The sequence below is a fragment of the Jeotgalibacillus sp. S-D1 genome, from assembly GCF_004358665.1.
Taxonomy (GTDB): domain Bacteria; phylum Bacillota; class Bacilli; order Bacillales; family Jeotgalibacillaceae; genus Jeotgalibacillus.
The window spans coordinates 301,216-311,801 of record NZ_SMZR01000004.1 but is presented as its reverse complement, the minus strand read 5'-3'; the positions used below and the strand labels follow the sequence as shown (position 1 = coordinate 311,801).

11 protein-coding genes are annotated in these 10,586 nt (G+C 41.1%); 5 read left to right on the top strand and 6 right to left on the bottom strand.

The genetic code is table 11. The features are described 5' to 3' along the window. Window positions 1-188: 188 nt before the first annotated feature. Complete coding sequence (locus tag E2R51_RS14335; protein ID WP_133377768.1) at window positions 189-1,088, bottom strand: diacylglycerol/lipid kinase family protein; 900 nt, start codon at window positions 1,086-1,088, stop codon at window positions 189-191. Between the two features lie 176 nt (window positions 1,089-1,264). On the opposite strand from E2R51_RS14335, the gene E2R51_RS14330 reads away from it, so the two are divergent. Beyond that, window positions 1,265-2,074: a DUF368 domain-containing protein gene (locus E2R51_RS14330; protein ID WP_133377767.1), complete on the top strand. Its 810-nt coding sequence runs from the start codon at window positions 1,265-1,267 to the stop codon at window positions 2,072-2,074. Between the two features lie 101 nt (window positions 2,075-2,175). After that, the gene (locus tag E2R51_RS14325; protein WP_133377766.1) at window positions 2,176-2,502 is read left to right on the top strand and encodes a DUF4870 domain-containing protein; all 327 of its coding nucleotides are present in this window, start codon (window positions 2,176-2,178) and stop codon (window positions 2,500-2,502) included. 241 nt (window positions 2,503-2,743) lie between these two features. Here E2R51_RS14325 and E2R51_RS14320 read toward each other — a convergent pair whose 3' ends face one another. The 3 genes from E2R51_RS14320 to E2R51_RS14310 form a co-directional block, all read right to left on the bottom strand. Beyond that, window positions 2,744-4,279 (bottom strand): flotillin lipid rafts scaffold protein FloT, encoded by a 1,536-nt coding sequence (locus E2R51_RS14320; protein ID WP_133377765.1) that lies wholly within the window; start codon window positions 4,277-4,279, stop codon window positions 2,744-2,746. A 19-nt stretch (window positions 4,280-4,298) separates the two neighbouring features. Beyond that, entirely contained in the window at window positions 4,299-4,850 is a 552-nt protein-coding gene (locus E2R51_RS14315; protein ID WP_133377764.1) for an NfeD family membrane protein, read from the bottom strand. Between the two features lie 147 nt (window positions 4,851-4,997). Beyond that, entirely contained in the window at window positions 4,998-5,621 is a 624-nt protein-coding gene (locus E2R51_RS14310) for an FMN-dependent NADH-azoreductase (RefSeq protein ID WP_133377763.1), read from the bottom strand. Window positions 5,622-6,032: 411 nt separating this feature from the next. Between E2R51_RS14310 and pulA the strand changes: the two genes are divergently transcribed. The 3 genes from pulA (at window position 6,033) to E2R51_RS14295 (ending at window position 9,146) form a co-directional block, all read left to right on the top strand. Continuing rightward, complete coding sequence (pulA, locus tag E2R51_RS14305) at window positions 6,033-8,591, top strand: type I pullulanase (protein WP_133377762.1); 2,559 nt, start codon at window positions 6,033-6,035, stop codon at window positions 8,589-8,591. A 52-nt stretch (window positions 8,592-8,643) separates the two neighbouring features. Next, window positions 8,644-8,832: a YqaE/Pmp3 family membrane protein gene (locus E2R51_RS14300; protein WP_133377761.1), complete on the top strand. Its 189-nt coding sequence runs from the start codon at window positions 8,644-8,646 to the stop codon at window positions 8,830-8,832. A gap of 122 nt (window positions 8,833-8,954) precedes the next feature. Continuing rightward, entirely contained in the window at window positions 8,955-9,146 is a 192-nt protein-coding gene (locus tag E2R51_RS14295; RefSeq protein ID WP_133377760.1) for a hypothetical protein, read from the top strand. Window positions 9,147-9,208: 62 nt separating this feature from the next. On the opposite strand, the gene E2R51_RS14290 is transcribed toward E2R51_RS14295, so the two are convergent. Both E2R51_RS14290 and E2R51_RS14285 read right to left on the bottom strand, forming a co-directional pair. Then, on the bottom strand, window positions 9,209-9,466 hold the full coding sequence (locus tag E2R51_RS14290; RefSeq protein ID WP_133377759.1) for a hypothetical protein: 258 nt from the start codon (window positions 9,464-9,466) through the stop codon (window positions 9,209-9,211). A gap of 70 nt (window positions 9,467-9,536) precedes the next feature. After that, window positions 9,537-10,289: a hypothetical protein gene (locus tag E2R51_RS14285; RefSeq protein ID WP_133377758.1), complete on the bottom strand. Its 753-nt coding sequence runs from the start codon at window positions 10,287-10,289 to the stop codon at window positions 9,537-9,539. Window positions 10,290-10,586: the final 297 nt, after the last annotated feature.

The following is a 10,586-nucleotide window of genomic DNA, read 5'->3' as shown; positions in this document are numbered from 1 at the left end:
GGAGCGGAAGGCGGCGACTCCTGCAGGATTTGACGGCAAGCTGAGACCCCGCAAGGCGAAGCCTGAGGAGGGCTCAGCGCCGTCCCTGCGGAAAGCGTCCGTCTGAAGCGCAGTGAACCGGATTGAAGGAATTGAGACACATATGTCCCAGTCTCTTCCTCCAGTGAAATAAACCCCAGCCTCATCAATTATTTAGAAAGACTCCCCTTCGGAACAAAAACAGGAAGATGGCTTTTAAAGACCTGGATGGTCATCGGGACATGGTCCCCTTCATCGCCATCCACATTTGCAATCAGATCAGTATCTGAAGCCGCTTCAATTGAAGAGGCGGTAATGTATTCTACATTTTCGTCTTCCTTTAATGTACCTTTTAGGAGGGCAGTTGCAATGCTGACCAGCTTTATAAGTGGAACATCTTTAATAATAAAACAATGCAGCTTCCCATCGTTTACTTCCGCCTGAGGAGCAAGCTTTTCAAAACCGCCCACTGAATTCGTTAAAGCAATAAGAACAAGCAGTGCTTCAACGCTCCATTCCCCTTCATCATGACGAAGGGAGATGGTAAAGGGCTCTTTTTCTTTAATCGTCTTAAACCCTTCGATCATGTAGGCCAGAGGTCCAAGTTTTGTTTTTTGTTCTACACTCACCCCGAAGGTTGCTTCTGCGATTCCGCCAAGCGCAATAATATTTAAAAAGTACTTTTGATTGATTTTGCCAATATCTACATTTCTGGTATCAGCTGTTCTGATCATTTGAATCGCTTCTTCAGGGTCCATTGGAATTGATAATGCCCGCGCGAAATCATTTACGGTTCCCAGGGGAACAATCCCAAGAACTGGCTGGTGAGGTTTTTCTGCCAGGCCGGTAATAATTTCGTTTAAGGTGCCGTCCCCGCCCATGGAAATAACGGTGTCATATTTCTCGCTGCAGGCTTCTTCTGCAAATATCGTGGCATCATTTTCTTTTTCTGTTTCTTTAATGGTTGTGTCATAGCCCGAAGACGTCAGGACCTCCAGCACTGTATCCTTGTGCTGAAGCGCTTCTTCTTTTCCTGAAGAAGGATTTAGTATAAGCATTGCTCTTTTCATGTCAAAGCCTCCATTGTCATGTGATGGTCTATTTATCTATTCGACTTTCTTCCTCCAAACCCCTTTTTCCAGTTCTTCAATGACGAATCTATTCAATTCACGTATAATGAGGACTGTTCAATAAAATCATTTTTCATTTGCTGAACGATTATGAAATGAATTAAAGGAGATCGAATATGTTTGATTGGAGAAATATTTTTCGCGGCCTGGCCATGGGAACAAGTGACATCATCCCTGGCGTAAGCGGAGGAACAATTGCTGTTCTTCTCGGTATTTATGATCAATTTATCAATGCAATAAGCGGGATTACCACCCGGGAATGGAAAAAGCATGTTCCTTTTTTACTGACACTTGGTCTAGGCATGGGTACTGCTATTTTATTGCTGAGCCATATTGTTGAACGGCTGCTTGAACATTATCCCCAGCCTACTAATTTCTTTTTTATTGGTTTAATTGCGGGAATTCTTCCTTATCTTCTGAAAGAGGCTAACGCCATCGGCCGCTTTAAAACCAAGCATACAATTATTTTAATAATTGGCGCTGCATTAGTTGCGAGCATGGCTTTCATCACGCCTGCAGACGGCAACCCGATTCAAACATTCAGCACAACAACGTATATCTTATTATTTTTCTCTGGCGCTCTTGCAAGTATGGCAATGCTGCTGCCAGGCATCAGCGGATCCTTTATCCTGCTGATTATCGGCGTATATCCTACTGCCATTAACGCAATCACGTCCCTTAATATACCCGTTATCCTGGTTATCGGAGCCGGTGTAGCTTCAGGATTCATCCTAAGCAGTAAGGGCATTCGCTTTTTACTTAATCGATTCCCGCTGATGATGTATGCCTTGATTATCGGCCTGGTGTTCGGATCACTATTTGTCGTGTATCCCGGATTAACCTTCACATTATCAAATGTTCTGCTAAGCGCAGTAGCACTCTTTCTAGGTTTAGTAACTGCTATTTCCCTAGGGAAAAAAGGATAAGCAATGGGAAGCCGTCGTTTCTGTTAATAGAAATAGACGGTTTTTTTTTTGAAACATTTATCTGTTCAAATGCGTATAACCATTTAAAGGGGGCGTTTATAATGGAAACATCAAGTGCTAACGAACGATTAACAGCAAGCCTGTTATATTTTCTGAGCTTCTTTACCGCTATCATCGGCCCTGCCATCTTGTGGTATATTCATCGTCACTCTCCATACGTTCACCAGCATGGTCTGTATTATTTAAACTTTTCAGTGAGTTATTTTCTGTATCAGGCAGCTGCAGGTTTTTTATACTTTATTGGAATTGGCATCATTATTAACGCTGTATTAACGGTTCTTATGGTCATTTTTATGGTGATAGGCGGAATTTTTGCCTATCAGGGAAAACAGTTTAAAATACCGCTTGTTATCCGTTTTTTCAGCTGAATACTTTAAACAGCATCAAACTTTCTTAAGCTGACTATGGTCAGCTTTTTTACGTTGACTATCTGTTTGAATACAATAGAATACTTGTTTAAAACAGGGGAGAATCCCGCCAGCGTGCATCGTTCGAAAAACGAATGCATTCCCTCATTCCTATTCCCTCCTTTTTCTTCTTCAATCATAAAAAAGGGTTCCTTTTTAAAGGAACCCTCAGTCGTTCAACCTCTTAATAAAGAGAAGCCAGTTATTTTGTTGTTTGATCAGCATGCTGTGTGTTTTTTTGCTTAATCTCATCTGTTAACTGATCGATGCTCGGGCGTATATTGTGTTTGCCTGATAAATTTTCAAGCATTTCCTTCACATCGATTCCTGAAGAAGCTTTAAGCGACTCCTGCATAGTGGTCATCAGATTTGTTGCATAGCCGGATACTTTGTTAGCCCCGCCATTTGAACTGTCACTTCCTGTATCCACGACTGTGATTTTATCGATATTGCCAAGAGGAGCGGCCACTTCTTTCGCATACTGCGGAAGCATTTCCAGCACCATATCAAGCATTGCTGCCTGACCGTATTGATCAAAGGCTTCAGCAATTTTGCGTTTTGCTTCTGCTTCGGCAAGACCCTTGATTCGGATGATCTCCGCTTCTGTTTCCCCTTGAGCACGTTCAGAATCGGCTTTTGCAAGACCATCTAAACGGATTTTTTCAGCTTCTGCTTTGGCCATTGCTTCAATGCGGTATTTATTTGCGTCTGCTTCGGCCATTTCCCGGGATTTGCTTGCTGCAGCCGCCTGTTCAACTGAATAGCGGTCAGCATCCGCTTTCTTTTTAACTTCTGAATCATATTGGCGTTCGCGGCGCAGTATTTCTTTTTCTTCTAATTCAATTTGTTTTTCACGCTCTATGATTCTGATTTGCATTTCCTGTTTGGTTACTTCCTGCTTTGAACGTGCCGTTTCCAGGTCATAGGATTGATCGGCGCGGGCTCGTGCAAGATCCTGCTCGCGACGGAATTCAGCGGTTTTCAGCTGATTATCTTTTTCTGATTCTGCAATTTCTGTTGCACGCTCCAGCTCAGCACGCTTAGCATCTTTATCAGCTTCAGCTCGCTTAATCCGTGTTTCTTTATCGGCTTCTGCAGTCGCAATATCAGCGTCCCGGCGAACCTGTGCAATACGGGGTTTCCCCAATGATTCAAGGTATCCGTTTTTATCACGTACATCTTTAATGGTGAATGATACGATAACCAGTCCCATTTTTGCCAGATCCTGCGAGGCAACACGCTGCACTTCCTGTGAAAATTTATCACGGTTTTTATAAATCTCCTCAACAGTCATTGAACCCAGGATCGAGCGCAAATGACCTTCAAGTACTTCTTTGGCTTCATTTTCACGGTCTTCTTTTTTCTTTCCTAAAAACTGCTCAGCAGCCGTCGCAATTTCACCGATGGAACCGCCAATTTTTATAATGGCTGTGCCATCTGCCATTACCGGCACACCCTGCTCTGTATAGACTTCAGGAGTGGTAACATCCAATTTACTGGACAAGAGGCTCAGTGGTTCTGCCTGTTGAAACACCGGAAATACAAATGTACCGCCTCCGCGAATGATTTTAATCCGGTTGCCTGATTCATCCTTATGTACATTTTTACTGCCTAAATAACTTCCTGTTACGATTAATGCTTCATCCGGCCCTGCTGTTCGATACTTTGTAACATATACTCCTATAAGTGCGAGTAAAATAAAAGCAATGACTCCAATTACGATAAACATCGTTGGCATATTGTTTCCTCCTGTATTGTTATTTAGACTGGTGATCAGTCCAATCTAATGCTTTTTCATAATCCTTTACCTGAAGAACTCCATTGATTACATCAATGATCAGCACCCGGTTTCCTTCATTAATTGGAAGATTGTCATAGCTTGCAGCAGGTTTTGATATCATACCGCTGAGGCTTTCAATTACGACTTCTCCAAATCCGTCTGCAGGAATTGGTATGATAACCTTTCCTACCCTTCCTCCTAACGATTCTTCTGTATAGACCAGAGATTCCTCTGCTGATTTGAGCGGAACCAGGATAAAGAAGTGGAGTAAAAAACTCACGATAAGTGCTATTGCAGCTCCGAAAATCAGGATGAGGATGGAAGATATAGAGGTTAAGGATTCAAACAGATACCCGCTGCCTGCAAGGATTGTAATGAATGCCAAAATAGTGGTGGGATTTAAAAATCCGAGTGCTTCACCCGCTCCTTCGATTACATCAGCAAACAACAAATAAAGCACGGTAATGAATCCCGAAAGTATTAATGTCACTAAATAAATGCTTTCCAAGCTGTACCCGAATAGCTCCATTTAATTTCCTCCTTTCACATGATCTGGTACATCCTGTTTATTTATTTACGAGCGACATTCAAGAAATGTTTCAAAAATATTACGAATTACATAAAAAAACACAGAATGGCCTCAAAAGACCATTCCATGTTTTTTAATGCCTGCCCATCACTCGAGTCTGGCCAGTTTATGGGCCAGTTGAGATGCTTCTTCTTTTGATTCTTTAAGGATATTATCAGCCATGTCAGGGTACTGGCTCATGCCTTCACAAATAACGGAATCATATTCTTTAATACCGAGGAAGCGCATAATTTCACGCAGATAATCTTCAGAAAAGTTAAGGCCGGTTCCTTTGTATACACCGCCTACCGCTTCAATATGAACGGCTCTTTTTCCTTCCACCAGCCCTTCCTGACCCCCGGCTGTATACCGGAATGTTTTACCTGGAATACAGAGTGAGTCAATATACGTTTTCAAGCGGGGAGGAAACAGCAGATTCCAGAATGGCGTAATAAAAACATATACATCTGCTGATAAGAACTGGTCCAGCACTCGGTCCATGACGGCTGTTTTGTGCGCCTCTGCTTCTGTCAGAGGTTCACCGGATCTTTTTTTTCCCCAGGACGCCAGAACATCTTCATCAATTTCCTGCAGTTCTGTTTCATATAAATGAACATATTCAACCTGAGCATTTTTCTCCAGTGATGAAAGCTGTTCTACAAATACATCTGCAATTTCTTCACTCACTGATTTTTTATTTCGTGGATTGGCATTGATATACAATATTTTCATTTGTTTTTCCTCCCTTTCCTTCATTTTTGTCCAGTTAACCGTGATTGCTGATCGGCAAATGCAGCACACACACTTCTTTAAATCACAGCTGCACGATCAACAACGAAGGTCAAACCGGCTTTTATAAATGCTTTCACTTAATATCATAACTCTATTTTACTCAATATTTAAAGTATTCGAACATTTTATTTATCAATCCTATATAATTCAATAAATAATAAATATTATTAGAAGCATACTTAGAAAGCATAAAATTTGTCGAATAGGGTAGAAAATAATAAATATTACATTGACGTATTGCTCCATCACCCTGTTAACGGTACACCCCTTCGGTTATTTTACGTAACATAACAAGTAATAGCATACCGGACAAAAGACAGGTAATTCTTATGAGAGTAGGTGCTTATCATAATGGTGATTGTTCACGGAAATTATCATGAAGACTCTTCCGCTGAGATTCAGCAAACAGCCGGTCACAAAAAAGTATCCATTACACTGCATTATCATCGCTTCGATGGAGATTACAGCGGATGGAATCTCTGGGTATGGCTTGAAGGTCAGAACGGGCGAAAGGTTGAGTTTTCTGATGGGCATCCATTTGGACGGAGCGTTACATTTGAAATGGAAGATCCGTCCGGGATTAGCCGGGTAGGTTTCATCATTAGAAAAAGCACAGAGCAAAATGACTGGGCAAGCAAACGTTTTGATGATCGTTTTATTACATCCTTTGATGAAAACGGCCGTGCAGAAGCCTGGCTTGTGCAGGGGTCTGAAAAAATATTTCGACACGAAAACGAGATTAATGTATCCCCTGAAATATTAAACGCAAAATTGAATAACTGGCATGAAATCGTCGTGAGAACAAACCTTTCTTTTGATTGGGATCACGATAAGATTATGGTGAATTTAAAGGGTGCTTCCATTAAAGCCATTGTTGTAGCGAAAGATCATTATTCTTCAGACCTCGCTCATCAGCTGACGATCATTACCGAAGAAAAACTTTCGCTGGAAACAAAATACCGGGTCGAAATATCTCATTTTGGGTATTGTGATGTTTCATATGGAGATATCGTACGAACAAAAGAATTTGAGCAGGCTTTCACTTACAGCGGTCCTTTAGGAGCACATTACTCAAAAGAAAGTACGTTGTTTCGCGTCTGGTCTCCAGTAGCTCATGAGACAATACTCGCAGTTTATTCAGGAGAAACGGATGAAAAGCCGGATTGTTACCCGATGGAAAAAGGACCCAATGGTACATGGCATATGAAGCTGGATGGGGACCTGAACGGAGCATTTTACGAGTATCATGTAAAAATTGGAAATGAATGGACAGAAACAGTTGATCCTTATGCAAGAGCCGTTACGGTAAACGGAGAAAAAGGTGCGGTTATTGATCTTACTCAGACAAATCCCCCTGGTTGGGAGCAGCCGTCCCCGCCCTTTACCCATTTTGAGGATGCTGTCATCTATGAACTTCATATCCGTGATGCTACAGTTGATCAAAACAGCGCGGTAATTCATAAAGGGAAATACAAAGGCCTGACTGAAACAGCGACCGTTAATTCAGATGGCATTGTGACCGGACTTGATTATTTTTCGAGCCTTGGTGTCACGCATATACAGCTGCTTCCTATTTTTGATTACTGCACAGTGGATGAAACAAAGCTGGAGCCAACACAGTACAACTGGGGATACGATCCAAAGAATTTTAATGCGCCGGAAGGATCTTATTCCTTGAATCCTTTTCAGCCGGCTGCCCGTGTCCGGGAGCTTAAAGAATTGATTCAGGCCATTCATCAAAAAGGAATGCGCGTTATTATGGATGTTGTTTTTAATCATGTATATGAATATTCCGACTCAAGCTTTCATCATCTGGTACCGGGATATTATTTCCGCTATACCCAGGATGGAAATCTTTCCAACGGAACGGGTGTTGGGAATGACACCGCCTCAGAACGAAGCATGATGAGGAAATTTATCATTGATTCCCTAGTCTATTGGGCAAAAGAATACAAAATTGACGGGTTCCGATTTGATTTAATGGGAATTCACGACGTAGAAACGATGAATGAAGCAAGAGCAGCACTTGACGAGGTTGATCCTTCGATTATTATGCTGGGAGAAGGATGGGATTTGCTGACCCCCCTGCCTTCTGATCAAAAAGCAAATCAATTTAATGCATATAAAATGCCAGGAATCGCACACTTTAATGATTCTATACGAGATCACTTGAAAGGAAATAATTTTTCAGATCAGGACAATGGCTTTGTAAACGGAAGAAGCGGCTACAATTATCAATTAAAACAGGGTATCTCGGCAGGTATGAACGTACCATATGACCGCCAAACCTATAATGAACCTAATCAGGTCGTCAACTATGTAGAGGCACATGACAATCATACGCTTTGGGATAAGCTTTTGCTGACGAATCCTCATTCTTCACAGGAAGACCTTAAGAGTATGCATAAATTAGCGACATCGATTATTCTGCTATCCCAGGGTATCCCCTTTATTCATGCCGGGCAGGAATTTATGCGCACAAAAGGCGGCGACCATAATAGCTACCGTTCTCCTGATCGGGTTAATAAACTGGACTGGGACCGCAAAGCAGAATTTGAACAGGAAGTCCGCTACGTAAAAGGATTGCTGGCTCTGAGAAAATCTAGTGAAGCCTTTAGGATGAAATCAAAACAAGCCATTCAAGAACGCCTGCATTTTTATCCGTCAGATGAGCACTTAATCGCTTACCGTTTGGAGGCGCTGCAGGGAGAAGGCTGTTACTCAAAATATATCGTTCTTCATAACGCTCACTACCATTCAATAAAGTTCCACCTGGACTCCAGCGGGCCATGGCATCTGCTGGTGAACAATCATCAGGCAGGTACTGAAGTATTAAGTATCATTAAACGGGATCAAATAGAGGTTTCCGGTCTTTCCACACTAGTTCTTGGTATGCCTGTGACCGTTTAACAACTCCCTGAAAAGGGAATAGGGTTTAAAACGGGGAAAGGCAGATGATGAGATGTTATACATCCTGGCAATATTTTTACCGCCGCTTGCCGTCTTGTTTACAGGGCGTTTCGGCTCATTTTTACTGAATATATTATTGACACTACTGGGATATATACCCGGCCTTATTCATGCCGTCATTGTCATTAGAGATGAAAAACACAAAAAGGATATGGATAAGATCATGAGAAATCGAAGCTGACGGGTACGTTAGCTTCTTTTTTGAGGATAAAGCCTTTGAATCAAAACTGTTTAGTTGCACATAGTATAAAGTATAAATGAATTCGGATGCGAAGATGTATTAGCGGGGAAAGGAGAGAAGAGATGGATCAGTTGCTGCGTATTGTTTCGATCATTTCAATGATTTTATTTGGAACAATCGAGTTATTTTACGGACTGAATTTCGGTGAGTGGTCATTAAAAGCACTTATAGGCTTTGGAGCAGCGTTAGCACTGTTTCTGCTGACGCTTCAATCCTCCTCAAACGACGATCACTATACCCAGATGAAACATTAACGATTGCAAAAAGCCCTGATGGTAATCAATTGATTACCATCAGGGCTTTTTATAAGCATTTCTTACACGCGGCTTCGATAACGCTCCAAACTTTTTTCAACGCTTATCAGGAGCAGCTTTTCCCGTTTCCGCTCAATGATTTTAATGACTAAGGTATGGGCGTACATCAAGAGTAAAAATGGAATAATACTTATGTAAATATAATAGTAGGTTCCTTCGAATATTTTATGGAGTATAAACCACCAATATCCGATATACAAAAAGGTAAAAAACAGGCCAACCCATCCTTCAGAAGATGAACTTCTTCTTTTTCTGCTCATTTTTACACCTGCTTAAAAGTTATCATAAAAGTAGTGTAGCATAATAATCAGAAAATTCATAAATATAATTTCAGTCCCGATTCACTGCTCGTTCAGTGACCGTTAATTCCGCGTCTTCTGAGGGAACGGACTGATCTGTATTCATCGCCTTCCACTTAAATACCCATTCTCCATTTTCAATATAAGGCACTTCCTCTGACACTAAGTATTTCTCTGTATTATCGTACGTATCAAACCAGACTTGGGCTTTATAGGATTGAAGCGCCAGCTGTTTCGCTTTACTTACATTGACAAGATCAGGGGTCTTTTGGTTTATATTAATCGGTATTTCTACATTAAAGGGGGACTGTGCTGTCGGGTGAAATGTGATTGAGATTATATAACTTCCTGCAGGCGTTAATGTGGTTGACTGGTCGTTTAAAGGAATCTCCAGTTTGAATTGTTCCGTTTTTGTTAATTGTTCATTGGAAATCATTCTTTCTGTTTCTCCCTTTTCTTCATCGCATGGAGGATTCCCGTTGTCCTTCACTAAATAATTGTCAATCTCTTCTGCTTTCACTTCAATTTGAATTGGTTCTCCACAACGATTATTATAGGTTACCGGGGCACCCAAATCATTAATCAAAGTAGCTTCCACGAGAATTTCATCTCCAGAAGAAAAAGTATCTCCGTTGGTAACTACATTTAACTCCAGTCCATTTGAGCTGTAGTCATATAATTCTTTATTTCCAGTATCGGAGCCATCCTGCGGTAAATAGGCGTACACCAAAAACCCAATACCCAGCCCAAAAACGGCCAGTCCTATTAATGAGCTTTTTCTCATTTGACCCCGCTCCTTTACTAAATAGTCAATCGACCCTGTCCTTCTATTCACGTTACATTGTTAATACGGTTTATTGTAACAAACACACACTGTCTGTGATAGTAAAAGGAGCCAGGCTTATCATAAAAACGGTAAATTTTCCTATATAACCAGTTTTCTTAGTTAATTTGTAAAATACACTGAAATTTCAAGCTATTTATACTATTATATAGTAGAATACATAAGTAATTGAGGGGTATATAAAGTAGAAAGTGTACATATTAAGGCAGTAATTCGCGATTATTATGCAAAAACTTC

What these genes read in the sequence shown, in the direction of transcription:
- E2R51_RS14335 (WP_133377768.1), bottom strand. Translation starts at nt 1,088, where the DNA reads ATGAAAAGAGCAATGCTTATACTAAATCCTTCTTCAGGAAAAGAAGAA.
- E2R51_RS14330 (WP_133377767.1), top strand. Translation starts at nt 1,265, where the DNA reads ATGTTTGATTGGAGAAATATTTTTCGCGGCCTGGCCATGGGAACAAGT.
- E2R51_RS14325 (WP_133377766.1), top strand. Translation starts at nt 2,176, where the DNA reads ATGGAAACATCAAGTGCTAACGAACGATTAACAGCAAGCCTGTTATAT.
- E2R51_RS14320 (WP_133377765.1), bottom strand. Translation starts at nt 4,279, where the DNA reads ATGCCAACGATGTTTATCGTAATTGGAGTCATTGCTTTTATTTTACTC.
- E2R51_RS14315 (WP_133377764.1), bottom strand. Translation starts at nt 4,850, where the DNA reads ATGGAGCTATTCGGGTACAGCTTGGAAAGCATTTATTTAGTGACATTA.
- E2R51_RS14310 (WP_133377763.1), bottom strand. Translation starts at nt 5,621, where the DNA reads ATGAAAATATTGTATATCAATGCCAATCCACGAAATAAAAAATCAGTG.
- pulA (WP_133377762.1), top strand. Translation starts at nt 6,033, where the DNA reads ATGGTGATTGTTCACGGAAATTATCATGAAGACTCTTCCGCTGAGATT.
- E2R51_RS14300 (WP_133377761.1), top strand. Translation starts at nt 8,644, where the DNA reads ATGTTATACATCCTGGCAATATTTTTACCGCCGCTTGCCGTCTTGTTT.
- E2R51_RS14295 (WP_133377760.1), top strand. Translation starts at nt 8,955, where the DNA reads ATGGATCAGTTGCTGCGTATTGTTTCGATCATTTCAATGATTTTATTT.
- E2R51_RS14290 (WP_133377759.1), bottom strand. Translation starts at nt 9,466, where the DNA reads ATGAGCAGAAAAAGAAGAAGTTCATCTTCTGAAGGATGGGTTGGCCTG.
- E2R51_RS14285 (WP_133377758.1), bottom strand. Translation starts at nt 10,289, where the DNA reads ATGAGAAAAAGCTCATTAATAGGACTGGCCGTTTTTGGGCTGGGTATT.